The organism is Balneolaceae bacterium (assembly GCA_034521445.1).
In the GTDB taxonomy this organism is placed as follows: Bacteria; Bacteroidota; Rhodothermia; order Balneolales; family Balneolaceae; genus JAXHMM01.
The window spans coordinates 20,199-45,936 of sequence record JAXHMM010000010.1 but is presented as its reverse complement, the minus strand read 5'-3'; the positions used below and the strand labels follow the sequence as shown (position 1 = coordinate 45,936).

At 61.2% G+C, this 25,738-nt stretch carries 27 protein-coding genes; 12 read left to right on the top strand and 15 right to left on the bottom strand.

All coding sequences use genetic code 11. The features are described from left to right. Window positions 1-72 precede the first annotated feature (72 nt). The 3 genes from U5K31_11440 to U5K31_11430 are packed head-to-tail and all read right to left on the bottom strand — an operon-like array spanning window position 73 to window position 2,878. Window positions 73-666 carry a 5-formyltetrahydrofolate cyclo-ligase gene (locus tag U5K31_11440; GenBank protein ID MDZ7773333.1) on the bottom strand — a complete coding sequence of 198 codons (594 nt, stop codon included), beginning with the start codon at window positions 664-666 and terminating at the stop codon, window positions 73-75. Then, window positions 667-2,301 (bottom strand): bacillithiol biosynthesis cysteine-adding enzyme BshC, encoded by a 1,635-nt coding sequence (gene bshC, locus U5K31_11435; protein MDZ7773332.1) that lies wholly within the window; start codon window positions 2,299-2,301, stop codon window positions 667-669. Window positions 2,302-2,305: 4 nt separating this feature from the next. Then, on the bottom strand, window positions 2,306-2,878 hold the full coding sequence (locus tag U5K31_11430; GenBank protein MDZ7773331.1) for a bifunctional nuclease family protein: 573 nt from the start codon (window positions 2,876-2,878) through the stop codon (window positions 2,306-2,308). Between the two features lie 358 nt (window positions 2,879-3,236). Here U5K31_11430 and ndhC point away from each other — a divergent pair, with 358 nt between their 5' ends. The 8 genes from ndhC to nuoH all read left to right on the top strand — a co-directional run bounded on the left by ndhC (window position 3,237) and on the right by nuoH (window position 10,701). Beyond that, a complete protein-coding gene (ndhC, locus tag U5K31_11425) occupies window positions 3,237-3,611 on the top strand; it encodes an NADH-quinone oxidoreductase subunit A (GenBank protein ID MDZ7773330.1) in 375 nt (124 codons plus the stop codon). Window positions 3,612-3,718: 107 nt separating this feature from the next. Next, window positions 3,719-4,201 (top strand): NADH-quinone oxidoreductase subunit NuoB, encoded by a 483-nt coding sequence (gene nuoB / locus U5K31_11420; protein ID MDZ7773329.1) that lies wholly within the window; start codon window positions 3,719-3,721, stop codon window positions 4,199-4,201. Between the two features lies 1 nt (window position 4,202). Continuing rightward, complete coding sequence (locus U5K31_11415) at window positions 4,203-4,715, top strand: NADH-quinone oxidoreductase subunit C (protein MDZ7773328.1); 513 nt, start codon at window positions 4,203-4,205, stop codon at window positions 4,713-4,715. Window positions 4,716-4,774: 59 nt separating this feature from the next. Continuing rightward, window positions 4,775-6,067: an NADH dehydrogenase (quinone) subunit D gene (nuoD, locus tag U5K31_11410; protein MDZ7773327.1), complete on the top strand. Its 1,293-nt coding sequence runs from the start codon at window positions 4,775-4,777 to the stop codon at window positions 6,065-6,067. Window positions 6,068-6,078: 11 nt separating this feature from the next. Then, window positions 6,079-6,633: an NAD(P)H-dependent oxidoreductase subunit E gene (locus tag U5K31_11405; GenBank protein ID MDZ7773326.1), complete on the top strand. Its 555-nt coding sequence runs from the start codon at window positions 6,079-6,081 to the stop codon at window positions 6,631-6,633. Between the two features lie 3 nt (window positions 6,634-6,636). Continuing rightward, on the top strand, window positions 6,637-7,923 hold the full coding sequence (gene nuoF, locus U5K31_11400) for an NADH-quinone oxidoreductase subunit NuoF (protein ID MDZ7773325.1): 1,287 nt from the start codon (window positions 6,637-6,639) through the stop codon (window positions 7,921-7,923). Window positions 7,924-7,944: 21 nt separating this feature from the next. Beyond that, window positions 7,945-9,681, top strand: a complete 1,737-nt coding sequence (locus U5K31_11395) for a 2Fe-2S iron-sulfur cluster-binding protein (GenBank protein ID MDZ7773324.1) — start codon at window positions 7,945-7,947, stop codon at window positions 9,679-9,681. 12 nt (window positions 9,682-9,693) lie between these two features. Beyond that, complete coding sequence (nuoH, locus tag U5K31_11390) at window positions 9,694-10,701, top strand: NADH-quinone oxidoreductase subunit NuoH (protein ID MDZ7773323.1); 1,008 nt, start codon at window positions 9,694-9,696, stop codon at window positions 10,699-10,701. Window positions 10,702-10,736: 35 nt separating this feature from the next. On the opposite strand, the gene U5K31_11385 is transcribed toward nuoH, so the two are convergent. Then, complete coding sequence (locus U5K31_11385) at window positions 10,737-11,126, bottom strand: DUF3224 domain-containing protein (protein MDZ7773322.1); 390 nt, start codon at window positions 11,124-11,126, stop codon at window positions 10,737-10,739. Window positions 11,127-11,303: 177 nt separating this feature from the next. Between U5K31_11385 and mtaB the strand changes: the two genes are divergently transcribed. The 3 genes from mtaB (at window position 11,304) to dnaB (ending at window position 15,745) form a co-directional block, all read left to right on the top strand. Further along, on the top strand, window positions 11,304-12,638 hold the full coding sequence (gene mtaB, locus U5K31_11380; protein ID MDZ7773321.1) for a tRNA (N(6)-L-threonylcarbamoyladenosine(37)-C(2))-methylthiotransferase MtaB: 1,335 nt from the start codon (window positions 11,304-11,306) through the stop codon (window positions 12,636-12,638). An 18-nt stretch (window positions 12,639-12,656) separates the two neighbouring features. Continuing rightward, entirely contained in the window at window positions 12,657-13,595 is a 939-nt protein-coding gene (locus U5K31_11375; GenBank protein ID MDZ7773320.1) for a uracil-DNA glycosylase, read from the top strand. 140 nt (window positions 13,596-13,735) lie between these two features. Further along, window positions 13,736-15,745, top strand: a complete 2,010-nt coding sequence (dnaB, locus tag U5K31_11370) for a replicative DNA helicase (protein ID MDZ7773319.1) — start codon at window positions 13,736-13,738, stop codon at window positions 15,743-15,745. A 3-nt stretch (window positions 15,746-15,748) separates the two neighbouring features. On the opposite strand, the gene rnc is transcribed toward dnaB, so the two are convergent. From rnc to U5K31_11315, 11 genes are all read right to left on the bottom strand, one after another. Beyond that, window positions 15,749-16,504 carry a ribonuclease III gene (gene rnc, locus U5K31_11365; protein ID MDZ7773318.1) on the bottom strand — a complete coding sequence of 252 codons (756 nt, stop codon included), beginning with the start codon at window positions 16,502-16,504 and terminating at the stop codon, window positions 15,749-15,751. Between the two features lie 4 nt (window positions 16,505-16,508). Continuing rightward, entirely contained in the window at window positions 16,509-17,753 is a 1,245-nt protein-coding gene (gene fabF, locus U5K31_11360) for a beta-ketoacyl-ACP synthase II (GenBank protein ID MDZ7773317.1), read from the bottom strand. A gap of 30 nt (window positions 17,754-17,783) precedes the next feature. Continuing rightward, the gene (locus tag U5K31_11355; protein MDZ7773316.1) at window positions 17,784-18,023 is read right to left on the bottom strand and encodes an acyl carrier protein; all 240 of its coding nucleotides are present in this window, start codon (window positions 18,021-18,023) and stop codon (window positions 17,784-17,786) included. A 129-nt stretch (window positions 18,024-18,152) separates the two neighbouring features. Continuing rightward, complete coding sequence (gene fabG / locus U5K31_11350) at window positions 18,153-18,899, bottom strand: 3-oxoacyl-[acyl-carrier-protein] reductase (protein MDZ7773315.1); 747 nt, start codon at window positions 18,897-18,899, stop codon at window positions 18,153-18,155. Window positions 18,900-18,938: 39 nt separating this feature from the next. Then, the gene (fabD, locus tag U5K31_11345) at window positions 18,939-19,826 is read right to left on the bottom strand and encodes an ACP S-malonyltransferase (GenBank protein ID MDZ7773314.1); all 888 of its coding nucleotides are present in this window, start codon (window positions 19,824-19,826) and stop codon (window positions 18,939-18,941) included. After that, entirely contained in the window at window positions 19,823-20,821 is a 999-nt protein-coding gene (locus tag U5K31_11340) for a beta-ketoacyl-ACP synthase III (protein MDZ7773313.1), read from the bottom strand. Before U5K31_11340 ends, fabD begins: the two co-directional genes overlap by 4 nt. 7 nt (window positions 20,822-20,828) lie before the next feature. After that, window positions 20,829-21,815: a phosphate acyltransferase PlsX gene (gene plsX / locus U5K31_11335; GenBank protein ID MDZ7773312.1), complete on the bottom strand. Its 987-nt coding sequence runs from the start codon at window positions 21,813-21,815 to the stop codon at window positions 20,829-20,831. An 18-nt stretch (window positions 21,816-21,833) separates the two neighbouring features. Continuing rightward, window positions 21,834-22,013, bottom strand: a complete 180-nt coding sequence (rpmF, locus tag U5K31_11330; protein MDZ7773311.1) for a 50S ribosomal protein L32 — start codon at window positions 22,011-22,013, stop codon at window positions 21,834-21,836. A gap of 27 nt (window positions 22,014-22,040) precedes the next feature. Next, window positions 22,041-22,556, bottom strand: coding sequence for a DUF177 domain-containing protein (locus tag U5K31_11325; protein ID MDZ7773310.1), 516 nt, complete (start codon window positions 22,554-22,556; stop codon window positions 22,041-22,043). 46 nt (window positions 22,557-22,602) lie between these two features. Continuing rightward, window positions 22,603-23,280 carry a deoxynucleoside kinase gene (locus U5K31_11320; GenBank protein MDZ7773309.1) on the bottom strand — a complete coding sequence of 226 codons (678 nt, stop codon included), beginning with the start codon at window positions 23,278-23,280 and terminating at the stop codon, window positions 22,603-22,605. Window positions 23,281-23,323: 43 nt separating this feature from the next. Further along, window positions 23,324-24,610, bottom strand: coding sequence for a glucose-6-phosphate isomerase (locus tag U5K31_11315; protein MDZ7773308.1), 1,287 nt, complete (start codon window positions 24,608-24,610; stop codon window positions 23,324-23,326). Between the two features lie 101 nt (window positions 24,611-24,711). Between U5K31_11315 and U5K31_11310 the strand changes: the two genes are divergently transcribed. After that, on the top strand, window positions 24,712-25,731 hold the full coding sequence (locus U5K31_11310; GenBank protein ID MDZ7773307.1) for a polyprenyl synthetase family protein: 1,020 nt from the start codon (window positions 24,712-24,714) through the stop codon (window positions 25,729-25,731). Window positions 25,732-25,738 lie beyond the last annotated feature (7 nt).

Here is a 25,738-nt window from a genome sequence, read left to right as displayed (position 1 = left end):
TACAGGCCGCCCGGATCCGGCACCGCGCGAAGATGCACGAGGACGTGATGTTCAAGGTAACCAGTGCGTCTCTTAATGTCGAGGGGGCGCTGCCGGTCGCCGCACGAGCTGCCGGTCGGTCACGATGGCGTCCATAGGTACGTCGAAGGGATCGGCCGGCAGTTCGTTCACATAACACTCCTCGAAAAGAAGTCCCACGCGAAAGCAGTCCGTCCGCTCCAGAAAGCGGTCGTAAAATCCCTTCCCGTAGCCGAGGCGGTTGCACTGACGGTCTCCTCCCACCATCGGCACCACAATGAAATCGAGCTCAGGCAGCGGTACCTCCTCTCCTTCCTCCGGCTCCTCCACGCCCCATTTATTGGGGCGCAGCTCCTCCAGGGATGTAAGTTCCACATGGCGGAGGGTCCCGGAGTCGAAGTCGGTCACCGGCACCACCACGCGCCGTCCTGCATCAAGCATTTCCCTGAGGAGAGGATGGGTATCAGGTTCCCCGCGATCGTTCATGGAAACATAGCAGTGCACGGTGCGGGCATCCTGGAATTCGGGCATGTCCGTCAGCCGCTCCCGTATGATCTCCGACTTGGCTCGGTAGCGAGCCTTTGTAATGCGCCGGCGGCGATCCAGCAGGGAGGTGCGCACGCGTTCTTTCTGTACCTGTTCGCTCACCTAGAGATAGATCAGCTTGTGATGGTTGAAAGGGTCGTCCTCCTCTTCCTCAAGGCGCTCCAGGAGCCGGTCCCAGAGGCCGGTGCCGTACTTGTTCATATACCAAATGGCCGCAAGGGTGCGCTCCTGGGCCCCATCGCCGGGGAAAAGCTCCCCCTTGATGCGGCGTATGCGGCGGAGCTGGGTCTCCTCCTGCTGCTTGACGGCGCGATAGACCTTGCCTTTGAGTTTGTCCAGTTCATTGTAAAAGGTGGCGGTGGCCTTGCCGGCCGCCCCCTTGAGGGTGGGATCGATGTTAGCCACAGCCTCGGTAGGCTGGCGTGATATTTTCTCAGCCTCTTTCTTCCAGCTGGAAAAGAGGTCCTCGATGTCGGCCTGCTCGGTACGGTCCACGTAGTCCGACTCCAGGTCTTCGATGCGGCGGGCGTATTCGGACAGCTCGAAGGGCAGTTCGCCGAGGATGCGGTCGATGGCGGGTTCGATGAGGGTGGCGCTGAGGCGGGGCAGAATAAGGGGCATGCGCATGCCGAAACATCGGTAGAGACCCTTCATCTGTCCAAAGTAGGCCACCTCTCCCGGACCCGCCACATAGGCGAGAGTGGGCAGCAGGCGGTCCTGCAGAAGGGGACGTAAAAAGACGTTGGGCGAGAAACTCTCAGGACGCTCCCGCACCTCCTGTGCCAACTCTTCGGTACTCCATGAGTCGCCCGGCCCCGCCTCCCACCGGTCGCCTTCCCGGCCGATCTTGACGCGGCCGCCCTGCCCGTCCAGCCGGAAGAGGTTGGAATCGTAGAGGGTGACCTGCCGGTGAAATTGCTCCTCCAGACGGGCGCTCTGCACCTCAAGGGCCTCGCGCGCCTCGTCGGCCTGCTCCACGGATCGGGCCATAAGCTCCCTGCCGGCCTCCTTCACCCCCTCGCAGCTGCTGCCGAATAGCACCAGTCCGCGGTGGCCGAACAGCGAGAGCAGCCAACCCCCGAAAGCCTCGTCGAAGCGGCTGCCGGCTGACCAGTGGCGGTCCAGGCCCTCCCAGAGATCCCTGCTGAAATCGGTGTCAAAGAGCATCTTCCTGGCCTCCTCACGGGTCTCCTCCAGTTCGGGGGGAAGTATGCGGTGGGCCACCGGCTGCCGGCTGCGAGGTTGCGGAGGCAGTTCCACGCGCCGCGGTTCGTGGCCGTCCAGCAGCGTGAGGTGGCGTACCTCGTCGTAGTCATGATCCTCATCGGCCAGCCAGAAAACCGGCACGACGAGACGGCCAAGGCGCTCTTCCATCCGACGGGCATAGTGAATAGCCGTGAGGGTCTTGTAGACGGTATAGAGGGGTCCCCCGTAGAGGGTAAGCTGTTGGCCTGTGACCACCGCAAGGGCCTCTCCCTCCCCCAGCCGGGCGATGTTGTCGCGCACCTCCTGCGGGGGATCGAAGCGGGCGTTAAATGCTTCCAGCAGCTCGCCCAGGCGCCCGCGGGAGATCCCTTCATCTTCCCTGCCGCCCAGATACTCCGCGCGGGCCCGGGCGCAGCCGGGATTGAAGGGATGGTCTTCGTAGAACGGTTCCAGCGTGGAAGGATCGCTAGTATAGGCCTGGAAAAGACGGGAGAAGGGCAGCCGGTCGAAAGGAATGGATTTTAGCTGCAAGCTCCTACCCTTTTAGCTTTTGGATCTCGTCGCGCAGGCGGGCCGCTTTCTCATAATTTTCCGTATCAATGGCGGTCTGCAGCTCCTGCTCCAGCTTTTCCAGTTTGCTCATCTCGCGCGAAGGTTCCTCCCCGCCCCCGGTGGTGAGCTCGCCGGCCTCCCCTTCACTTTCGGTAAGTATGCCCGCCTCGTCAAGAATCTTCTCTTCCACATAAATTGGGGCGTTAAAGCGCACGGCCAGGGCGATGGCGTCGCTGGGTCGGGCGTCCTGTTCCAGCTCTTCCCCGTTGCGGCTGTAGAGGATCTTTGCAAAAAAGGTGCCCTCGCTCAGATCGTTGATGAAGACCTGGCTGAATTCGGCCTTGAAGGTGTCGATGATGCTTTTCATAAGGTCGTGGGTCATCGGCCGGGGCGGTTTGATATGCTCCAGTTCCAGCGCGATGGCCTGCGCCTCGAAGGTACCGATGATAATGGGGAGCCTCCGCTGCCCCTCCGCCTCGTTGAGGATGAGCGCGTAGGCACCTCCGCTGCTGGGGCTGGTGGAGAGTCCCAAAATTTCCATTTTGATCTTACCCAATGGTCACCTGCAGGTTTTAGGGGTGGTAAGTGTCAGCTCACGTAATGTACGGTTTTTTACGGTCCTCGTAAACTCGCACGGCCCGGGCAAGGAGGCCTTCGGAGGGTGGAGCTGCGGCCGGTGTCAGCCGCTTGCCGCAAGGCATTACAACCAAAATTTACATGTTGAGATTCCATGCCGGAACCTCTCGTACAGGTGGAGGCAGCTCGCAGTTTATATCCTGTTTAAATAGCATAACGGGGGCTCCTTTTGTATGTTTTGTCGGCTGAACATTCTATATTCCCTGCCCCGATTTCATTGACATTGGAACGGATTGACCCTAATTTCTCGCAGCTAAAACAGAAGCTATCTAAAGTCGATGCTCTCGAACTACGTCCCCATTCTCGTCATCGCAGGGGTGGCCTTCCTGCTGGCCTTGCTGCTGATGAGCCTCTCCCGTCTGCTTGGGCCCTACCGGCCCAATACCAACAAACTTAATCCCTACGAAAGCGGCATGGACCCCGTGGGCGAGGCGCGGGACCGCTATTCGATAAGTTTCTACCTGGTAGCCATGGAGTTCATTGTCTTTGACCTGGAGGTCGTCTTCGTCTATCCGTGGGCTGTGCGATTCCTGGATCACGGGGTCGGCACCCTCTTGGCCATGGTGTTCTTCATCGGCGTCCTCTTCATCGGTCTGCTCTATACGCTGAAAAAGGGTACGCTGGACTGGGACATCAAACGCAAACTCTTATAAAGTCTAATAAGTCGGGAAGTCATAAAGTCTTAAAGTCCGATGACTTCCCGACTTTCCGACTTTAAGACTTATTAGACTTTCAGACTTTAAGTAAGACTTAATTCGCTATGGGAATAGAAAGTGCGATGGGTGAGGGTTACTTCACCACCAAACTGGATACGCTGGTCAACTGGGCCCGCTCCAACGCGGCCTGGCCCATGCCTATGGGACTGGCCTGCTGCGCCATCGAAATGATGGCCTTCGCCGGACCCAAATACGACGCCGCCCGCTTCGGTTCGGAGGTGATGCGTTTTTCGCCCCGCCAGGCCGACGTGATGATCGTGGCAGGATGGGTAAACTACAAGATGGCACACGCCATCCGGCGCATATGGGACCAGATGCCCGACCCCAAGTGGTGCATCGCCATGGGCGCCTGCGCCTCCACCGGCGGCATGCACCGCTGCTACGGCGTGGTGCAGGGCTGTGACAACTTTCTGCCGGTGGACGCCTACGTCTCCGGCTGCCCGCCCCGCCCGGACGCCCTCCTGCACGCCCTTATGAAGATACAGGACAAGATCCGTACCGAACACTCCGTAATGCTCGACACCTGACATGGAACTGCAGCTATCCGACACCATGCGGACCGCCCTCGACGGCCTCTCCGACGCCCACGGCGACCAGGTGGTGGAGATCCGCCAATCCTCGAGCGACACCTTCGTGCGCGTGAAACGGGGAGCCATCGTGGAGGTATGCCGAACCCTCAAGGAAGAGCTGGGCTTCATCTATCTCTCCGACATTTTCGCTGTCGACCGTTTTACCTCCGAGGAACGCTTTGAAGTGGTCTACAACCTGGTTTCACTCAAGGACCGCCTCCGCCTCTTCGTGAAAATTCGCCTGGAGGAGGAGAATCCGGAAGCCGACTCTGTCTATGAACTCTGGCCCTCGGCCGACTGGTTCGAGCGGGAGGTCTACGACATGTTCGGGGTGCGTTTCCGGGGCCATCCCGACCTGCGGCGCATCTACATGCCCGAAGACTACGACTACTTCCCCATGCGCAAGGAATTTCCCCTGCTGGGCATCCCCGGATCTATCGAACTCCCCAGCACCACCCCCGACACCGAATGACTCCGGCACCGCAGACCGTGCGCATCGCACCTACAGACGACGTTTAATCCATCGCCGCCATGTCCGACAAGGAACTGACCAAGCAGGTAACGCCCAAGTTCTTCAGGGAGCACCAGGAATCGCTCTACCAGTCCCTGGAAGACAAGCACACCACTGTGGAGATGCTGGAGGACGCCGATCCCCTCAGCACCAAGATGGTTCTCAACATGGGTCCCCAGCACCCCGCCACCCACGGCGTGCTGCGCCTCATCCTGCAGCTTAACGGGGAGATCATCGAGAAGGCGAAACTGGACATCGGCTACCTCCACCGCGGCGTGGAGAAAATTGCCGAGAACAAGACCTACCAGGAGTTCATGCCCTACACCGACCGCATGGACTACCTCGCCCCCTACTCCAACAACGTGGCCCTCTGCACCGCCGTGGAGAAGATCGCCGACGTGGAGGTACCCGAACGCGCCCATTACATCCGCATGATCGGCTGCGAGCTGGCGCGCATCTCCTCCCACCTCCTCTGGCTGGGCACCCTGGTGATGGACGCCGGCGCAGTCTCCTTTTTTATCTGGACCTTCCGGGAGCGGGAGAAGCTCTACGACATTTTCGACCAGATCGGGGGACACCGCTTTACCATATCGCACGCGCGCATCGGCGGGGTGGCCAACGACCTTACCCCCGACGCCGTGTCTATGATCAAAGACTTTGTGGACCGCTTCCCCGACGAGCTTCGCGACTGGCACGGGCTGCTGGACCGCAACCGTATATTCATTGACCGCAACGCCGAGGTGGGTGTGCTGAAAACCGAGGACGCCCTCGCCTCCGGGGCTACCGGACCCACTCTGCGCGCCTCGGGCTACGCCTACGATATCCGCGACTTCGAGCCCTACGCCCGCTACGACAATATCGATTTCGAGATTCCCACCCGCCTGGAGGGCGACAACCTGGCGCGTTATTACGTGCGCATGGAGGAGATGCAGGAGAGCATCCGCATCATCCGACAGTGCCTGGACAAGATGCCCAAGGGACCCGTACGTGCCGACAACGCCAAGCAGGCCTATCCTTCCAAGGATGAGGTCTACTACTCCATGGAGGGCATGATCCACGATTTCATGATGACCGACACCGGCATATGTCCCCCGGACGGCACCGAATGCTACCACGCCGTCGAGGGACCCAAGGGCGAGCTGGGCTACTACATTCAGAGTGATGGCACGGGCCATCCCTGGAGACTCAAAATAAATTCCCCCTCCTTCGCCAACCTGCAGGTGCTCGAGGACCTGCTCGACGGGGAGATGGTGGCCGACACCGTGGTCATCATCGGGGGGGTCGACCCCGTCATGGGAGAAGCAGACAAATAGCATAACGCATTATGGCAGAACAGGATCTATCGTTTAACGGAGAAGAACGTGAGGAGATCGAGAAGATCACTTCACGCTTCCCCAACAACAAGGCGGCCACGCTGCAGGTGCTCTGGGTGGCCCAGCGCAAATTCGGGCACGTCAAGCCCGAGGTTCAGAAGCTTGTGGCCCGCACCCTGGACCTCCCCGAGGCCCACGTGCACGGGGTGGCCTCCTTCTACACGCAGTACTACAAGGAGGAGACCGGCCGCTTTGTGCTGGACGTCTGCACCTGCCTGAGCTGCCAGCTCTGCGGGGGCTACGAAATTCTGCACCACCTGGAGGACCGCCTCGGCATTTCGGCGGGCGAGACCACCGACGACGGCATGTTCACGCTGCAGGAGGTGGAGTGCCTGGGCGCCTGCGGATACGCACCCATGCTGCAGGTCACCAACGGGCCCTACGTGAACAAGCTGACCACCGAGAAGGTGGACCGCCTCCTTGAAAATCTGCGCAACGGGCAGACTCCCGAATTTGAATCGATGGCGATGCCCCATCTTGAGAAACGCAACCAAGCAGCGACCTGACCCATGGCTGACGACTGGAGATCTTACGAACCGAAGCTGATCCCCGACATACCCGACCTGCACAAGATCGGGGTCTACGAGGAGAACGGCGGATACCGGGCGCTGAAGGCCGTGATGCAAGACAGCGACTGGTCGCGCGAAAAGGTGACCAACGAGGTGAAGGCCGCCAATATCCGGGGGCGCGGCGGGGCCGGCTTCAACTGCGGACTCAAATGGAGCTTCATGCCCGATCCCGACGGGGGTCCCCGCTACCTGGCCTGCAACGGCGACGAGTCGGAGCCGGGCACTTTCAAGGACCGCAAGCTATTCGAGTTCAACCCCCACCTCTTCCTGGAGGGGGCCCTTATCGCCGCCTACGCCATGCAGGTGTCGACCATCTACGTCTACATCCGCGGGGAGTACCTCGACTACGGCAAGATTTTTGAAAAGGCGGTGGCCGAGGCCTACAGCCGCGGCTACCTGGGGGAGGACATCCTGGGCAGCGGCGAAGACATCGAACTGCACACCGTCTATGGGGCCGGCGCCTATATCTGCGGGGAGGAGACCGCCATGCTGGAATCCCTGGAGGGCAAGCGCGGCTATCCGCGCGTCAAGCCTCCCTTCCCCGCCCAGAAAGGTCTCTGGGGACGTCCCACCACCATCAACAATATCGAGACCCTGGCCAATGTGCCCCTGGTCATCAACAACGGGGCCGACTGGTACAGCTCCATCGGCGCCGAGGGCCATCCCGGACCCGTGCTCTACGGCATAAGCGGACATGTGAACCGCCCGGGGGTCTACGAGCTGCCCACTGGCGTGCCGGTCCTGGATCTTATCAACGAGGTGGGCGGCGGTGTGCGCGGCGGCAAAGACCTGAAAGCGGTAATTCCCGGAGGGGCCTCCACCCCGGTGCTGAGAGCCGACCAGCTGGAGGGCGTTTCCATGGATTCCGAATCCATGCGGGAGGCCGGCTCCCTGCTGGGGACAGCCGGCATGGTGGTCATGGACGAGGACACCGACATGGTGGAGGTGCTCTGGCGCATCGCCCACTTTTTCCACCACGAGAGCTGCGGGCAGTGCACCCCCTGCCGCGAAGGCACGGGATGGCTGGAGAAGATTTTGATTCGCATTAAAGAAGGCGAGGGGGAGATCAAAGACCTCGACCTGCTGCTCGACCTGACCACCCAGATGGAGGGCCGCACCATCTGCGCCCTGGCGGACGCCGCCTGCTGGCCGGTGCGCCATACCATCACGCGGTTCCGCGACGAATTCGAAGCCAGGTGCAAGCAATCGGCCCACGCCCTGGCCTAACCAAAAGGACACGCTCCAACCATGCCTGAAGTATTCATAGACGGGAAACGATTCGAGTACGAGGGGCAGCCTCACCTGCTGCAGTTTATACTGGACCAGGGTATGGAGGTGCCCTTTTTCTGCTACCATCCCTCCATGTCCATTCCCGCCAACTGCCGGCAGTGCCTGGTAAAAGTGGGCCAGCCCGTCAAGGACCAGGAGACCGGCGAGTACGAGCTGGACGAGGACGGGGAACGCAAGATACGCTGGTTCCCCAAGATGCAGACCTCCTGCTCGCTCAAGATACAGGACGGCATGGTGGTCCACACGCAGGAGACTTCCGAGGAGGTGACCCGCGCCCAGAAGGACAACCTGGAATTCATACTGATCAACCATCCGCTGGACTGCCCCATCTGCGACCAGGCCGGGGAGTGTCCCCTCCAGATCCAGACCTACAAGTACGGTCCCGAAGGCAGCCGCTTCGAGGTCAAGAAGGTGCACAAGCCCAAGCGGGTGGAACTGGGTCCCCGCGTCACACTCGATGCCGAGCGCTGCATCAACTGCACGCGCTGCGTGCGCTTCACCGAGGAGATCAGCGAAACCCATCAGCTCACCATCGTCTCCCGCGGCGACAAGAATTACCCCATGACCGCACCGGGCGAGACCTTTGACGACCCCTATTCGCTGAATACGGTGGACCTCTGCCCGGTGGGCGCGCTCACCTCGTCGGATTTCCGTTTCAAGGCGCGCGTCTGGGAGATGAACCAGACCCCCAGCATCGACGTGACGGGCGGCAAGGGCACCAACGTGGACCTGTGGACCCGCGACAACCTGGTGCTGCGCGTCACTCCGCGCCAGAATGACCACGTCAACGACCACTGGATGCCCGACGAGGGACGCATGGCCTACCGCCGCTTCAACGAGAACCGGGTCTCCCGTCCCCTGATCAAGCTGGACGGTAAGAACCGCTCAAAGACCTCCTGGAACAATGCCCTTGCAACCTTTGCGGAGGTGCTGGAGGCGCACGATCCCTCCGAACTGGCCGTGATCGGCTCCCCCCACGCCTCGGTGGAGGAAAATTACGCCCTTTCCAAGTTTTTCGACCTGCTGGGGGCTCCCGCAGCCCGCTTCACCACCCACATTGAGGAGGGCCACGGCGACGATTTCCTGCTGACCGACGACCAGGCCCCCAACACCGAGGGCTGCCGCCTGCTGGGACTCGACGAAAGTCCCACCGAAGAGATCGCCTCCGCTGTACGCGGTGCCGGGGTGGCCGTCATCCTGGCCGACGATCTGCTGGAACGCGGGGTGCTGGCCGAAGAAGACCTGGACGGCACCTACGTCATCATGCTGGCCACCAACGATACCGCCCTGGCCGCGGCGGCCGACCTGGTAATACCCGTCACCTGCGTGGCTGAGCACGCCGCCAGCTATGTGAACCTGGACGGGCGCATCCAGCGCACCTACCCGGCCAAGGAGACCAAATATACCAACCGGCGCCTCAACCTGGAGATGTCGGAGGGCCGCCTGGACCGCCACGGCACCAACTTCGACAACTGGCGCACCGACGAGAACAAGGTGGACTGCCTGCCCGCCTGGGAGTTCCTGAACCGCCTGGCCGACCGCATTGGACTGGCCTTCGACCTGGCGCACTCCCGCGACATCATGGACGAGATTTCCGGGCACATCGCCGCCTTCCAGGGCGTCAGCTACGAACGCATGGACGCCGAGCAGGGCATCCCCCTCAAACAGCAAACCACCGAAGTCAACCAAGCCTAAGCACGCGATTTAATGGAACCCGTCACCAGCACTTCCTATATCACCCTGGGCATCGCCCTCTTCATGCTGCTCAACTCGGCGGCGCTGGCGGTCTATGCCGAAAGGCGCGTCGCCGCCTTCATCCAGAACCGGTTGGGACCCAACCGGGTGGGTCCCCTCGGACTCCTGCAGCCCATAGCCGACGTGGTCAAGCTGCTGCTCAAGGAAGACGTGACGCCCATCCAGGGCTACAAGACCATCCATACGGTCGCGCCCATGATTCCCGTAATCACCGCCCTGCTGACCGTCGCGGTCATACCTTTCGGCGACGGACTTTACATCACCGACATCAACGCCGGGGTGCTCTATCTGCTGGCCGTCACCTCCCTGGGCGTCTACGGGGTCACCCTCGCGGGCTGGGCCTCCAACTCCAAATACTCCCTGCTCGGGGGACTGCGCGCCGCCGCCCAGATGCTCAGCTACGAACTTCCCCTGGGCATGGCCGTAGCCTCCTGCGTCCTCTTCTCGCAGTCGCTCAGCATGATTGACGTGGTGGATTCGCAGGAGTACTGGTGGAACCTCTTCCGCAACCCCGTCGGGGCTGTCATCTTTGTGGTGGCCGCCTTTGCCGAGGCCAACCGCACGCCCTTCGACCTGGTGGAGGCCGAGCAGGAGCTTGTCGGAGGTTTTCACACCGAGTACAGCGGCATGAAATTCGGCATGTTTTTCCTGGCCGAATACATGCACGTGGTTATCGGCAGCATGCTGATTACAACCTTCTTCTTCGGCAGCTACCACCTGCCCTTCGCCGGATACTGGCTGCCCGAGATGAGCACCACCTGGAAAGCCGTGCTCGACGTGGGCATCTTCACCGCCAAGACTGCCTTCTTCATCTTCGTCTTTATCTGGGTGCGCTGGACCATTCCCCGGTTCAAGTACAACCAGGTGATGAAACTGGGCTGGAAACGCATGTTGCCCATCAGCATCGCCAACTTCATCGTGCTGGCGGTACTGATCTACGGCTGGCACCACTGGATGTAAGCTGAGAGACCTCCCGGGCGGAAGCTCCCGTGCGGTCAGTCCATCTCGTAGCTGAAACGAAACGCTACCTTGTTGCCATCGGCCTCGAAACGGCCCTCCCCTGAGATCCCCTCCAGCTCCCCGGTGCCCGAGCCCGGCACCACCCGGCACGTCGAGCGGGCAACGCCATTTTCAAAGGTACCCTCGTGGTGCAGGCTCATGCGTCCCTCGCGCTCGCCTACCGTACCCTCGAAGAGCTCGGTGCCCACAAAACGGGCTCTGCCCCCCTCCGTGTAGGTCATCAGATAGACCAGGTCGCTCTCGCCCCTAAGATGCCCGTGGTAGGCCTGGCGCACCTTGGCCTCGCGCATGCTGCCTCCCTCCCACTCCTGCAAGATCTCCTCGTTCCAGCTCTGAATATTGAAGGTGCTCTGCGTGTCGTCCATGATTCTGTGGCTCCATTTGGATGAATTCGGCTGCAATATAGCCCATTCAGGCTTCAACGGAAACGTACAGGGGCGCCCGCACCAGGGTGGTTTCCAGCGCAGGAGGGTGTCAAGTCCCGTCGTCGTTTTGTATCTTTTTGCTCCGAATCCTCCAATTCGATCCTTCGCCCCTAATCCATGAAACGCGCCGCATTTCAGACCCTCGGCTGCAAGCTGAACTACTCGGAGACGCTGACCATCCAGCGCGACTTCGAGGAGGCGGGCTATGAGATTGCCGACTTCGACGGACAGGCCGACATCTACGTGATCAACACCTGTTCGGTCACCCAGAGCGCCAACGCCACCTGCCGGAAGACGGTCCGGCGCGCCCTGCGTCGCAACCCGGAGGCCTTCGTGGCCGTGGTCGGCTGCTACGCCCAACTCAAGCCGGAGGAGATTGCCGGCATCGAAGGTGTGGACGTGGTGCTGGGGGCCAAGCACAAATTCGACCTGCTGGACCTATTCGACGATTTTTCCAAAAGGCAGGAGACGGTGATCCACCACTCCGACGTCAACGAGGCGGTGGATTTCCACAACGCCTTTTCGGCCGACGACCGCACCCGCGCCTTCCTGAAGGTGCAGGACGGCTGCAGCTACTCGTGCTCCTTCTGCACCATTCCCATGGCCCGGGGCGAGAGCCGGAGCCCCACCATCGCCACCGTCTGCAACAACGCGCGCAAGCTGGTGGGCGAGGGTTTCAAGGAGATCGTAATCACTGGCGTCAACGCGGGTGACTTCGGTCGCGGCACCGACGAGGATTTCTTCATGCTGGTGCAGGCGCTCGACGAGGTGGAAGGTCTGGAGCGCATCCGTTTCTCCTCGGTGGAACCCAACCTGATGCACGAGGAAATTATCCGTTTCGTGGCCCAGTCGGACAAGCTGCAGCCCCATTTCCACATGCCCCTGCAGAGCGGGAGCGACGAGATGCTGGGACTCATGCGGCGCCGCTACCAGTCCGATCTCTACCGGCGGCGCGTGGAGCTGATCCGGGAGCTGATGCCCGACGCCGCCATCGGCGTGGACGTCATCACGGGTCACCCGGGCGAGACCGAAGAGCTCTTCCTGGAGTCCTACGACTTCATCGACGACCTCCCCGTCTCCTACCTGCACGTGTTCACCTACTCCGAGCGTCCCGGCACCCGCGCCCTAAAGATCGAGCCCAGCGTGCAGGACAGCGTGCGCAAGGCGCGCACCCACAAGCTGCGCCGCCTCTCCCGCAAAAAGCGTTACGCATTTGACACCTCCTTCCAGCGCCAGGTGCGCCCCGTGCTCATCGAGGGGGCCGACAAGGACGGAATGATGCAGGGTTGGACTGATAACTACGTGCGCGTGGGCATCCCCCACGAGGAGCGCTATGAGAACCGGATCCTGCCCGTGGAACTCGGCGCCCGTGCCCGCGGCGGCTACCTGGTGGGGACCGTCACGGAGGAGGCGGAAAAGCAGGAACGGGTCATCGCCGAACTGGTGAGCTGAGCCTTTAAACCACACGCTATGAAATCACCGCAAGAGCTGATCGACGGTATCATCCGTTTTATTGAAAACGAGCGGGAGGTCTACGGCGATTTCGCGGCATCGGCTCCCTCCCCCGCAGCTCCCGAAAACACCGCAGCTGACACCGACACTGCCTCCGACTCCGGGGAGAAGAGCGGGGATGCTGATCCGGCCGATACCCCGGATGACTCCGCATCCGACGCCGACCTGGCAGGAGCCGCTTCGAGCGGCTCCGCTCCCGGCGTCACCCGATCCACACGGAGCTCCACGGGCGGCACCCGCCGGCGCTCATCCTCCGGCGGCGCCCTGGATCCCCAGGAGGGCCTCTTCGAGGAGGACGCCTCCCGCGACGTCTACCAAAGCATCGGCCGGTGCAGCTCGCTAGGAGAACTCAGGCAGCTCTGTGCGCAGGCGGAGGTGCTGCGCACCGACCTGCCCGACACCAACATGGTTTTCGGCGTGGGCAACGCCGAGGCCGATCTGATGCTCATCGGCGAAGCGCCCGGGGCCGAGGAGGACAAGCAGGGCGAGCCCTTCGTGGGGGCCGCCGGCCAGCTGCTCAACAAAATCCTGGCCGCCATTGATTTCGAGCGCGAGGACGTCTACATCGCCAACATCCTCAAGCACCGTCCTCCCAACAACCGCAATCCCCTGCCCGAGGAGCGCGAGCGCAGCCTGCCCTTCCTGCTCAAGCAGATCGAGCTCATCCAGCCCAAACTCATTCTCTGTCTGGGCAAGACCGCCGCCCAGACGCTGCTGGAGAACAACGACTCCCTCAGCAGCATGCGGGGTACATTCCATTCCTACCGCGGCAGATACGAGCTGCTGGCCACCTACCATCCCGCCGCCCTCCTCCGCCACGAAAAGTGGAAGCGTCCCACCTGGGAAGACGTGCAGAAGCTCCGCAGGCGATACGACGAACTGGGCGGCAAACCCTGAGCGCTGACGGCGGCGAACGGACCGTTATTTGCGCTCTGAACTGTAAGTTTCGGACGGATCAGAGTTCATATAGTCGTCCACTTTTTATTATACTACCGGAACCCTCAAACTCTTATTGACGCACAGACTCAGCACCACGGATGGCCGCAGATAAAGCCTCTCAATACAACAACCGGTCCGAAAACGATGCCCTCGAACAACAGGGCCGGGTGCCTCCCCAGGCCACCGAAGTAGAGGAGGCCGTGCTGGGGGCCATGCTCATTGAGCACGAGGCTGCAACCGTCGCGCTCCAGATGCTTTCGTCAGGCGACTTCTACAAGCAGTCGCACCGCCATATTTTCGAGGTGCTGCACGACCTCTACGAGAAGGACAATCCGCTGGACCTGATCACCGTGGAGAACGAGCTGCGCGACCGTGGACTGCTCGACGCATGCGGGGGAACCGGCTACCTCTCGGAGCTGACCCGTTCGGTGAGTTCGGCCGCCAACATCGACTATCACGCGCAGATCATCGCGGAGAAGGCCACCAAGCGGAACCTCATCCTCAACTGCACCGACATCATCAAGGAGGCTTACGACAGCGCCTCCGATCCCTACGACGTGCTGGACCGCGCCGAGCAGCGCATCTTCGATCTCGCCAACGCCAAACACCGCGCCCAGGCCAAGCCCATCGGCGACGTACTGAAGGACACCCTATCCTACCTGGAGGACATCCGGGGCAAACCCTCGGGGGTGACGGGCGTGCCCACCGGCCTGGACATTGACAAGATGACGGCCGGCTGGCAGAACGGCGACATGATTATCATCGCCGCGCGCCCCTCCATGGGCAAGACGGCTTTCGTGCTGACCACCGCACGCAACGCCGCCCTCCACCAGGACCCCAAGCTGCAGACCAAGGTGGCCATCTTCTCCCTGGAGATGTCCAACCAGTCGCTGGTGCAGCGCCTTCTGACCATGGAGGCGCGCATCAACTCCCAGTCCGCCCGATCCGGACGGCTGAACGACGAGGAGTTCAAGCGGCTGATCGACGCTGCGGGGCGCCTCTTTACGGCCAACATCTTCGTGGACGATACGCCCGGGCTCAGTATCATGGAGCTTCGCACCAAGGCGCGGCGCCTGAAGAGCGAGCACGATATCGGGATGATTGTGGTGGACTACCTGCAGCTTATGTCGGGCGGCGGCAAGGATTTCGGCACACGCGAGCAGGAGATCGCATCCATCTCGCGGGGGCTGAAGGCCCTGGCCAAGGACCTGAACGTGCCCGTGGTGGCGCTTTCGCAGCTCAGCCGGGCTGTGGAGCAGCGCGGCGGGGACAAGAGGCCACAGCTGAGTGACTTGCGCGAGAGTGGTTGTCTGCGCGGCGATACGCTGATTCCCATGGCAGATACCGGGGAGCGCGAGGCCATCCAAGATCTCGTGGGACAAGAGAATCGCTACGTATGGGCCCTGGACCAGCAGACCAACAAGATTGTGAAATCCAGAGTGCAGAACGCTTTCTGTACGGGTAAAAAGCCCTATTTTGAACTCAGCACCCGACTTGGACGCAGCATACACGCCACCGCCAACCACAAGTTTCTCACCATCAATGGCTGGAAAAGGCTGGACGAGTTGGAGGAGGGCGAGCACATTGCACTGCCAAGGGAGGTTCGGACAGAAAGCGAGATCCATTGGGATCGTCTTTCGGGCATCAACAGAGTTGAGGGCACGGCCGAAGTGTTCGACCTCACTATAGAGGATCATCACAACTTTCTGGCCAACGATATCATCGTTCACAACTCTATCGAGCAGGACGCCGACGTGGTGACCTTTCTCTACCGCCCCGAGTACTACGGCATAAAGACCACGCCCGAGGGGCAGTCGACCACCGGCCTGGCAGAGATCATTGTGGGCAAGCAGCGTAACGGCCCGACGGGCTCGGTTCCGCTCTACTTCGTAGAGGATTACGCCCGCTTCGAGAATCTGACCAAGGCCGACGAATCCGGTCCCTTCGGCAAAGGCGGGCGTGGCGGCCGGGGTAGCGGCAAGGGCGGAGAATCGCAGAACGGCGCACCGGAGGGACCCCCTCCCCTGGGACACGATCCGGGGCCGGACGCGGGCGAGGACGAGGACGACGATGGCAACGGCGGCGGGGACGACGAGGCGCCTTTCTAGACCTTATTCCCCTTCCAGCAGGCGCAGTGCGTGGCGCGCGGCGTGCTGCTCGGCCTCCTTCTTGCTCTTGCCCGATCCGGTTCCACGCTCCTCCCCATCCACCATCACCTTCACCTCGAAGGTCTTGTCGTGGCCGGGTCCACGCTCGTCGGTCACCTGGTAGGTGGGTATGGCGAGCTGGCGGGCCTGCGCCCACTCCAGCAGCATGCTTTTATAGTTGTCCAGCGTGCCGATGAGCTTGTCAAAATCGGCCTCGCGCTCGATAACCTCCCGGGAGAACCGGTAGGCCTCCATGTAGCCGTGATCTACGTAGATGGCGCCCACCAGCGACTCGAATACGTCGGCGAGCACGCTTTTGGATAGCTCGATGCCCTGTCCCCTTGCCCGCTCGCCGATCACCATCAGCTTGTTCAGGCCCAGTCCCATGGCGTAGTCGGCCAGGGCCTCTCCGCGTACCAGCTTGGCCCGCAGCTTGGTCAGGAAGCCTTCGTCCTCGTCGGGAAATCGTTCGAATATGATCTCCGAGACGATAAGGTCGAGAACGGCGTCGCCCAGGAATTCCAGGCGCTCATAGGAATCGGTTTCCGAGTAGCTCTCATCGGCGAGTATGGAGCGGTGCTGCAGGGCACGCACATATAAAAAAGGATCTCCGGCATCCAGGCCGATGATCCTTTCCAGTTTCTCTACGCGCTTGCGGTTATCGAGTTCAAGCGATTCGCCGCGTCCGCCTTTAAAGTATGAACGGAAACGCTCGAGCATTCCCTCAGGCTTCGTACTTCTTGAATACCAGGGAGGTGTTGTGACCCCCGAAGCCGAAGGCGTTGTTAAGGGCGTAGGTGATGTCGCGCACCACCGATTCGTTGACCGTGTAGTTGAGGTCGCACTCGGGGTCTTCCGTGTCGTAGTTGATGGTGGGCGGAATGATCCCGTGGTAGATGGCCAGAATGGTCGCCAGGGACTCCACGGCCCCTGCGGCGCCCAGCGTATGGCCGGTCATCGACTTGGTGGAGTTGAGGTTCATCTCGTAGGCGTGATCCCCGAATACTTTCTTGATAGAGTTGCTTTCGGCGATGTCACCCAGCGGCGTTGAAGTGCCGTGCAGATTGATGTGCTCGATGTCGGTGGTCTCGATCTCCGCCGAATCGAGGGCGCGGTTCATGGCCAGTATCACGCCTTCCCCGTCGGGGTCCGGCGCGGTGATATGGTAGGCGTCGGCCGAGAAGCCGTAACCCACAATCTCCCCGTAGATACGGGCGTCCCGCGCCTTGGCATGCTCGTACTCTTCCAGGAAGAGCATGGCCGATCCTTCGCCCAGCACGAAACCGTCACGGTTCTTGTCAAAAGGCCGCGAGGCCGTTGAGGGCGAATCGTTGCGTGTGGACATGGCCCTCATGGAGTTGAAGCCCGCCACGCCGATGCGGGAGACCGGGGCTTCCGAGCCGCCGGATATGGCCATATCGCACTGGCCGTGCCGGATGGCATCGTAGGCCAGGCCGATGTTGTGGGAGCCCGTGGCGCAGGCGCTGACCGCGCAGAAATTAGGTCCCTTGAAGCCGTACTTGATGGAGATCTGGCCGGCCAGCATGTCGGGAATGAGCATGGGAATGAAGAAGGGGGAAACGCCCCTCGGCCCGTGCTCGTGGAAGGAGATGGCCTGATCGTAGAAGGTGATCATCCCCCCGATTCCGGTGCCTACGATGACCGCCACCTCGTCCTTGTCCACCTGCTCGAAATCGAGCCCGGTATCCTCCAGAGCCTCGTCGGCCGCCACCATGGCGTACTGGCACACCTTGTCCATGCGGCGAGCCTCCTTCCGGTCGAAGTAGTCGGATTCGTCGTATTCGGGAATCTGGGCTGCAAACTTGGTGGGGAAATCCTCCGTATCGAAGTGCTCGATATTTCGGACCCCGTTGGCACCGGATACCAGCCCGTTCCAGAACTCGGGTGCTGTCTTACCGACAGGGGTAAGAGCACCGATTCCGGTAATTACTACTCTGCGATCAGACATGCCAGGGTATTGGAGTGAAGAGAGGTGTGCTTAGGATACCTTGCTCTGGAGATATTCGACAGCGTCTCCGACGGTTGCAATATTTTCTGCATCTTCGTCCGGGATGCTGATGTCAAACTCCTTCTCGAACTCCATGATCAGTTCGACGGTGTCGAGGGAATCGGCACCCAGGTCGTTGGTAAAGTTGGCTTCGTGGGCCACCTCCGATTCATCGACGCCAAGCTTGTCAACGATGATGGCTTTCACTTTGGATTCAACGTCTTGAGACATAATGGTTCGTTTTTGATTCGATTAAGGTTATGCGGTGCTGTAAATGATGCTCCCTTCTCGGGGAAAATGCGAAACCAGGAGCAGAAAATACAATTTCTATCTTTAAAATAACACTCTGCTTACGGCCTCCTACATGGCCATGCCGCCGTCCACGCGGAGCACCTCGCCCGTGACGTATCCGCTCAGGCCGGAGGCCAGAAAGGCGACCGCATCGGCCACCTCCACGGCTTCGCCCGCGCGTCCCAGGGGCGTCTCCTCCCTGATGGCCTCCAGCACCTTCTCGTCCAGGCTGTCGGTCATCTCGGTGACGATATAACCGGGCGCCACCACGTTGGCGCGGATGTTCCGCGAGGCCAGTTCCTTGGCGTAGGATTTGGTGAAGCCCACGATGCCCGCCTTGGAGGCGGCGTAGTTGCTCTGCCCGGCGTTTCCGGAGAGTCCCACCACCGAACTGATGTTGATGATGGAGCCCCCGCGTGCCCGCATCATGGGTTTGGCGGCGGCCTTGCTGTAGTTGAAAATGCTCTTGAGGTTGGTGTCGATGACCTCGTCCCACTGCTCCTCGCTCATGCGCAGGATGAGGTTGTCGCGGGTGATGCCGGCGTTGTTGACCAGGATGTCGAGCTGTCCCCAGTCGTCGGTCACCTCACCTACGACCTCTTCGGCCCGCTCATAGTTCACCGCATCGGCCTGCAGGGCTTTGGCCTTGCATCCCATGTCGCGGATCTCTTCTGCCACCTCTTCGGCGGCATCGGCCGAGCTTACGTAGGTGAGGGCCACGTTGGCCCCGTATTTGGCCAGGCGCAGGGCGATGGCACGTCCGATGCCCCGGCTGCCGCCGGTTACCAGTGCATTCTTTCCTTCCAGCGTTATCATGGCGATAGAATTACGGTGTTTTAATTAGCGATACGCAAGCTACTGGTGTCCCTCCATGTCCACCTCGTCCAAGGTGCGTTTTACAAGACCCTGGAGCACGCGGCCGGGACCAACCTCCACAAAGCGGCGCGCCCCGTCGGCGTGCATGTTCTGAAGCGTCTGGGTCCATCGCACCGGGTTGAGCAGCTGGTTCAGCAGGTTCTGGCGTATTTCATCCGGGTCACGCGTCGGGCGGGCGGTGTAATTGCTGTAAATGGGGCAGTCCGGGGTCGCTATGGCCAGCTCCTGCAACACCGATTCGAGTCCCTCGTAGGCCGGCTGCATCAGCGAAGAGTGAAAAGCGCCGCTTACGGGAAGCACCTTGGCCAGGCGGCATCCCGCCTCCCCGGCCAGCTCCACGGCCTTCTCCACCGCTTCCACGTAGCCCGAGATCACGAGCTGCCCCGGGCAGTTGTAGTTGGCGGCAACCACTTCCTTCCCGGTCTGGCTGCTGGCCTGCGCGCAGACCTCCTCCACCGCTTCGTCGTCCATGCCGATGACGGCGGCCATGGTGCCGGGCCGGCTCTCCCCGGCCTGCTGCATGAGTTCCCCACGGCGGCGAACCACACGCAGGGTCTCCTCAAAACCGGTGGCGCCGCAGGCCACCAGGGCCGAAAATTCGCCCAGGCTGTGACCGGCCACCATGTCGGGCGAAAGGTCCAGTGTCCGGTAGAGAGCCACCGAATGCACGAAGATGGCGGGCTGGGTATACTCGGTCTGCCTGAGTTTCTCCTCGGGTCCCTCGAACATAATCTCGGTCAGGTCGAAGCCGAGCGCGCGGTTGGCGCGATCGCAGTACTCGCGGAAGCCGGCGCTGGACGCGTGGTGTTCAGAGCCCATGCCCACGGACTGCGATCCCTGTCCCGGAAATAGGCAGGCAGTGCTCATGATGTGATCCCCCATGTTAGGTAAATGGCGCCCCAGGTGTAACCACCGCCGAATGCAGACAATATAATATTGTCGCCCGGCACAAGCTCCCCGCCCCAGTCGTAGAGACAGAGCGGAATGGTGGCGGCGGTGGTGTTGCCGTATTTGTCAATGTTGACCATAACCTTGCTTTCGTCCAGTCCCATGCGCCGCGCGGTGGCGTCGATGATGCGCTTGTTGGCCTGGTGCGGAACCAGCCAGGCTACGTCATCAGCCTCCAGTCCGTTGCGCCTCATGATCTCCAGGGAGACGTCCGCCATGCCAACGATGGCCCTCTTGAAAACGGTGCGCCCGTCCTGCTTGGCATAGTGCATGCGCTTGCGTACGGTCTCCTCGCTGGCGGGATTTAGGCTGCCGCCGGCCGGCTGGTAGAGTGAGCGGGCAGTGTCGCCCTCCACATGCTGCACAAAATCGATGATGCCGTGGCCGTCGTCGGAGGGTTCCAGGATTACTGCTCCGGCCCCGTCGCCGAAAAGGATGCAGGTGGACCGATCTTCATAGTCGACAATGGAACTCATCTTGTCGGCGCCGATCACCATCACCTTCTCGCAGCGTCCGGATTCCACGTAGGTGGCGCCGGTGGAGAGGGCGAAGAGAAAACCGGAGCAGGCGGCCGACAGGTCGAATCCAAAGGCGTTGTCAGCTCCCAGCCGCTCCTGCACCAGGCAGGCCGTAGCGGGAAAGAGGTAATCCGGGGTAACGGTGGCGAAGATGATGGCGTCCAGTTCGGAAGCCTTCATCCCCCGACGGTCGAGGGCCTCCTGTGCCGCCCGGGTGCCCATAAAGGCGGTAGCTTTGTCAGAATCCTTTAATATGCGCCGTTCGCTGATGCCGGTGCGGGATTGGATCCATTCGTCGTTTGTCTCAACCATCTCTTCCAGGTCGCGGTTGGTAAGACGGTCCTCCGGCAAATGATGTCCTACCGCGGTAATCTTGGCGCGAATGGAATCGGACATGAAAAAATTATTCGTTTAAGGAAGCGACAATGCGGTCGTTGACGTTGTTCTCCACACATTTGACGGCCTCCAGAATCATGTTCTTGATGGCCGTGGGAGAGCTTCCGCCGTGTCCGACCATGCTGACGCCGTCGACGCCGAGGAATGGAATGCCCCCGATGGTTTCGTGCTGGAATTCCGCGAGAGCGCCCTTGAGGACGCCGGTAACCTGCGCGGCCTGCTCGCGGTCCAGCCCCGCCTTTTTGACGGCCTTGCCCACAAACTGCTGCAGGGCGCCAGGAATGGACTCCCCGAACTTAAGAAGGATGTTGCCGATGAGACCGTCGCAGAGAAAGACGTCCGCTTTCGCCGGAAAGATGTCGCGACCCTCTACGTTGCCGATGAACTGCGGGAGGGAACGGAGCTCACGGTAGGCCTTCTTGAGTCCTTCGGTTCCCTTCTCCTCTTCCTCGCCCACGTTCAGCAGTCCCACAGTCGGTTCCTCCACCCCCAGCATGGTTTCGGCGTAGATGCATCCCATGATGGCGAACTGCCGGTACATTTCGGGACGCATTTCCAGGTTGGCACCCACATCCAGCAGCGGGCGGAATCCTTTGACGGTGGGGTAGTTGGCCGTGATGGTGGGGCGGTGCACGCCCTCCAGCTTGCCCAGGATAAGAGTGGAGGCGGCCAGCAGGGCGCCGGTGTTGCCGGCGCTCACGAAGGCCTGGCAGCGGCCTTTGGCGTGCAGGCCGAGTCCCAGCGCAATGGACGACTTCTGTTTCGACTTGACCGCCTGGGCGGGAGCCTCGTCCATACCGATGACTTGGGGAGCGTCCTGTACGGTGAGGCGGTCGCCCGCGTCGGGGTGCCGGGAAAGTTCCTCGCGGATCATCTGCCCGGGTCCGAGCAGCAGCAGCTGCAGGTCGTTGTTTTCTTCCAGGGCCTTCAGGGCCCCTTCAACCGGATGCTGGGGATAGTGGTCGCCCCCAACGGCATCGACAGCAATAATCATGAAGAGGGGTGGGTCCGGTTAATTTTGGGCGTTGACGACCTGCCGGCCCCGGTAGAAACCGCAGTCGGGGCAGGCGTGGTGGTAACGGTGATAGGACCCGCAGTTATTGCATTCCGCCAGGGTGGGCTCGCCGATGCTGTGATGCGCCCGCCGCTTGTTCTTGCGGGATTTGGAGTGTCTGCGTTTTGGATGTGCCATTTTTCTGCTTGTCGAAAACTATTACGGTTAATTCTTCAATTCCTTCAGCTTCTCCCAGCGGGGATCCACAGGCTTCTCCTCCTCCTGCCCTTCCCGGACATCCCCGAAGGATTTCGTCTCGAAATCCTTCGGCCTGCCCTCCTCATCCAGGTAATCCGGATGAAACTTCTGCATGGGTATGTTCAGCATGATAGTATCGCGGACTTCGTCCTCGATGGTGAGGGTGTTGGAGGAAAAATTGAAGCGGCGAACCGCCCCATCTTCGTCTTCCGTCTCCTCTTGCACGTCCACCTTGAACACCACCTGGAACCGGTCGTCCACCGGAAGCACAAAAGGCTTGAGCGAACGGTCGCACACCAGTTCAACGCCGGTATGCACGGTGAAATTCACACGGATAAAATGGAGGGTGCGATAGAACTCCAGATCCACGCTTCCACCCTTAAAATCGTAGGGGGACAGATCCAGGTCATCCGCCTCCAGTTCAACCGCGCGCCGGCTCTGACCGTCCGGTATATCGACGATGTTGAACGTAAGCTTGGACATAACAATAACAGCCTGCAAAGTTATGAATAATTGGTAAACCCTGCAATCAATTAAACAGGCCAAATAAACGTTGTTCCACCAGTTCTATTACCCGTCCCAGGTCCTCCTCCTCGTTCACAAAATCGAGATCGTCGGTGTCGATGATCAGCTTTTCGTGCCGGTAGCGGTCGATCCAGTCTTCGTAAAGCCGGTTGAGGCGCTCCAGGTACTCGATACGGATGGAGTTTTCGTAGTCGCGGCCCCGCTGCTGGATCTGGCGCACCAGCGTGGGCACCTGGGCCCTCAGGTAGATCAGCAGGTTGGGAGGCTTCAGGAAGCGGGTCATCTCCTCGAAGAGGGCCTCGTAGTTCTGGTAGTCGCGGTCGGCCATGAGACCCATTTCATGGAGATTCTTGGCAAAAATCTCTACGTCTTCGTAGATGGTGCGGTCCTGCACAAAGCTGTGATCCTTCTCCAGCATCTCCTTCTGGTGGCGAAAGCGGCTGGACAGGAAATAGATCTGCAGGTTGAAGCTCCAGCGCCGCATGTCCTCGTAAAAGTCGGCCAGGTAGGGGTTGTCGTCTACCGACTCGTAGAAGGCATCCCATCCGAAGTGGCGGGCCAGCAGTCCGGTGAGGGAGGATTTGCCCGCGCCTATGTTGCCTGCAATGGCGATGAACCTGGTATTTCTCTCGCCGTCCTTCGATTCCCCGCTGCTCTTCGACTCGGTGCTTTCGCTGCTCATGTTCGGTGCGACTCCGTATGAATAAGGATTGTGTGGTTGCTGTTCACTCCCGCCCCAGCAGATGATACACAGCTTTCTTGTAGTCTTCCACCCCGGGCTGGGTGAAAGGGTTCACACCGAGGGCATAGCCGTAAATAGCCGTCACAAGCTCGTAGAAATAGATGAAGTCGCCCAGGTGCTGGGCGTTCAGCCGGTCGAGGGAAACCGTAATGCAGGGCACGCCGCCCTCGCTGTGTGCCTGGAGGGTGCCCCGGAAGGCACGGCGGTTGATTTCGTGGAAACTCCGGCCGGCGGTATAGTTGAGGCCGTCCAGGTCGTCGTCCTCGCGCGGCACCCGCGGGGTGTGCGGCATGGACTCCACGCGCAGAAAGGTCTGCATGAGGTTGCGGCGTCCCTGCTGCACTATCTGTCCCAGGCTGTGGAGGTCGGTGCTGTAGGTGGCCACAGCCGGAAAAAGTCCCCTGCCCTTCTTGCCCTCGCTCTCCCCCAGCAGCTGCTGCAGCCAGCGCGCCATGCCGTGCAGGCGCGGCTCGAAGGCCGCCAGCAGATCCACCGCCGTACCGCCCTCGTGCAGGGCCAGGCGCGTGGCGGCGTAGTCCACCGCCGGGGCCGGGTCCTCCTCCAGCTCCTTGTAGCGGGAGACTGCCTCGTAGTAGAGGGTGCGGATGTCGATGCCCGCCGCGGCGGCGGGCAGCAGTCCGGCGGGCGTGAGCACCGAGAAGCGTCCCCCCACGTCCTCCGGAATGGCCAGCGTGCGGTAGCCGCCCTCACGCGCCAGGGCGTTGAGGGCGCCTCCCTCCTGCCCCGTAGTACAGATGATGCGGCGTGCCAGCTCGCCGGGGTAGCGCTCCTCCATCCAGGCGCGCAGCACGCGGAAGGCAAGGGCGGTCTCCAGGGTGGTGCCCGATTTGGAGACCACGTTCAGGTAGACGCTGCGGGGCTCCCCCTCGGGTCCGGGCCGCTCAAGCCAGCCGGTCAATTCGCGCAGGTAGCCGCCGTCGAGGTCGCGTCCGGCGTAAACAATCTCGGGCTTTGCTTCGAAGCGGGGCGCCAGGGCCTCCACCAGGGCGCGGCTGCCCAGGTAGGACCCCCCGATGCCGCAGACCACCAGCACGTCGGCCTCCTCGCGGATCTCCCCGCCCAGCGCGTCGATTCGCTCCAGCTCCGCGTCGTTGGGGTCGGCCAGCATGCTGCGCCAGCCCAGCCATTCGGCCCCGGGGCCCTCCCCGCTTTGGAGTTGCGCCCAGGCTTCGTTCACGCGCGATTCGGCGGACTGCAGGGCCGTGTCGTCTAGATGGCTGCGGGCGGGAGAGGTGTCGACGTTCAGCATGGGTGCTCGGGAAGATTGGAATTGGGTTTATATAAGTTGAATAATTGTTAAATTTCAACTTTTATTCACCTTCATCGCTTCGCCGGGTTCACCCCAAGTAAATGATTGACACGCAACTGGATAAGGCCACCAATTTCAAACGGGACGGCCGGAAAACGCTCCGGGAGATCACCTCGCCGGTCTCCGATCACCTGGGCGACTTCCGCTCCTTCTACAAGGAGGCCCTGCGCACCGACGTTTTTGTGCTCGATCGCCTCGTACAATACCTGTTGCGCCAGAAAGGCAAGGAGATCCGTCCCACCCTGGTCTTCATGTCGGCCCGTCTCTTCGGGGAGGTCACCGAGCGAAGCTACGTGGCGGCCACCATGATCGAGCTTCTTCACACGGCCACGCTTATCCACGACGACGTGGTGGACGAGGCCGAGATCCGGCGCGGCTTCCTGAGCATCAACAAGGTCTGGAAGAACAAGGCCAGCGTGCTGCTGGGAGATTTTCTGCTCTCCAACGGGCTGCTCATCGCCCTGGACTACGACGAGTTCAGGCTGCTCAAGGTGCTTTCCAAGGCTGTCAAGAGCATGAGCGAGGGGGAGCTTCGCCAGTTCAAGGCCGCCCGTCTTTTCAACATGACCGAGGACTATTATTTCAAGGTGATCTCCGAGAAGACCGCCAGCCTCATCGCCGCCTGCTGCGAGTGCGGCGCAATCTCCACGACGGACGACGAGGAGACACACCGCAAGATGCACGAGATCGGCATGTGCGTGGGCATCGCTTTCCAGATTCGCGACGACCTGCTGGACTACGGGGTGGACGATATCGGCAAGCCGCGGCGCAACGACATCCAGGAGCGCAAAGTGACCCTCCCGCTGATCAAGGCGCTGGACAACGCCGGACTGATGGAGCGCACCCGCATCCGCTACCTCATGCGCAAGCGCAAGAAGAGGCCCTCGGAGATCGAGGACATCGTGGCTTTTGTACACGAGAAAGGCGGCATGGAGTATGCCCGCACCATCATGGACCGCTACGGGAGCAAGGCCATCGAGATGCTGCATACCCTGCCCGACAGTCCTGACCGCCAGGCCTTCGAAGATCTCATTGAGTTTATCATCAAACGCAAGAAGTAACCGGGGT

Coding starts and splice junctions, on each gene's coding strand:
- ndhC (MDZ7773330.1), top strand. CDS start 3,237: ATGCTCTCGAACTACGTCCCCATTCTCGTCATCGCAGGGGTGGCCTTC.
- nuoB (MDZ7773329.1), top strand. CDS start 3,719: ATGGGAATAGAAAGTGCGATGGGTGAGGGTTACTTCACCACCAAACTG.
- U5K31_11415 (MDZ7773328.1), top strand. CDS start 4,203: ATGGAACTGCAGCTATCCGACACCATGCGGACCGCCCTCGACGGCCTC.
- nuoD (MDZ7773327.1), top strand. CDS start 4,775: ATGTCCGACAAGGAACTGACCAAGCAGGTAACGCCCAAGTTCTTCAGG.
- U5K31_11405 (MDZ7773326.1), top strand. CDS start 6,079: ATGGCAGAACAGGATCTATCGTTTAACGGAGAAGAACGTGAGGAGATC.
- nuoF (MDZ7773325.1), top strand. CDS start 6,637: ATGGCTGACGACTGGAGATCTTACGAACCGAAGCTGATCCCCGACATA.
- U5K31_11395 (MDZ7773324.1), top strand. CDS start 7,945: ATGCCTGAAGTATTCATAGACGGGAAACGATTCGAGTACGAGGGGCAG.
- nuoH (MDZ7773323.1), top strand. CDS start 9,694: ATGGAACCCGTCACCAGCACTTCCTATATCACCCTGGGCATCGCCCTC.
- U5K31_11385 (MDZ7773322.1), bottom strand. CDS start 11,126: ATGGACGACACGCAGAGCACCTTCAATATTCAGAGCTGGAACGAGGAG.
- mtaB (MDZ7773321.1), top strand. CDS start 11,304: ATGAAACGCGCCGCATTTCAGACCCTCGGCTGCAAGCTGAACTACTCG.
- U5K31_11375 (MDZ7773320.1), top strand. CDS start 12,657: ATGAAATCACCGCAAGAGCTGATCGACGGTATCATCCGTTTTATTGAA.
- dnaB (MDZ7773319.1), top strand. CDS start 13,736: ATGGCCGCAGATAAAGCCTCTCAATACAACAACCGGTCCGAAAACGAT.
- rnc (MDZ7773318.1), bottom strand. CDS start 16,504: ATGCTCGAGCGTTTCCGTTCATACTTTAAAGGCGGACGCGGCGAATCG.
- fabF (MDZ7773317.1), bottom strand. CDS start 17,753: ATGTCTGATCGCAGAGTAGTAATTACCGGAATCGGTGCTCTTACCCCT.
- U5K31_11355 (MDZ7773316.1), bottom strand. CDS start 18,023: ATGTCTCAAGACGTTGAATCCAAAGTGAAAGCCATCATCGTTGACAAG.
- fabG (MDZ7773315.1), bottom strand. CDS start 18,899: ATGATAACGCTGGAAGGAAAGAATGCACTGGTAACCGGCGGCAGCCGG.
- fabD (MDZ7773314.1), bottom strand. CDS start 19,826: ATGAGCACTGCCTGCCTATTTCCGGGACAGGGATCGCAGTCCGTGGGC.
- U5K31_11340 (MDZ7773313.1), bottom strand. CDS start 20,821: ATGTCCGATTCCATTCGCGCCAAGATTACCGCGGTAGGACATCATTTG.
- plsX (MDZ7773312.1), bottom strand. CDS start 21,815: ATGATTATTGCTGTCGATGCCGTTGGGGGCGACCACTATCCCCAGCAT.
- rpmF (MDZ7773311.1), bottom strand. CDS start 22,013: ATGGCACATCCAAAACGCAGACACTCCAAATCCCGCAAGAACAAGCGG.
- U5K31_11325 (MDZ7773310.1), bottom strand. CDS start 22,556: ATGTCCAAGCTTACGTTCAACATCGTCGATATACCGGACGGTCAGAGC.
- U5K31_11320 (MDZ7773309.1), bottom strand. CDS start 23,280: ATGAGCAGCGAAAGCACCGAGTCGAAGAGCAGCGGGGAATCGAAGGAC.
- U5K31_11315 (MDZ7773308.1), bottom strand. CDS start 24,610: ATGCTGAACGTCGACACCTCTCCCGCCCGCAGCCATCTAGACGACACG.
- U5K31_11310 (MDZ7773307.1), top strand. CDS start 24,712: ATGATTGACACGCAACTGGATAAGGCCACCAATTTCAAACGGGACGGC.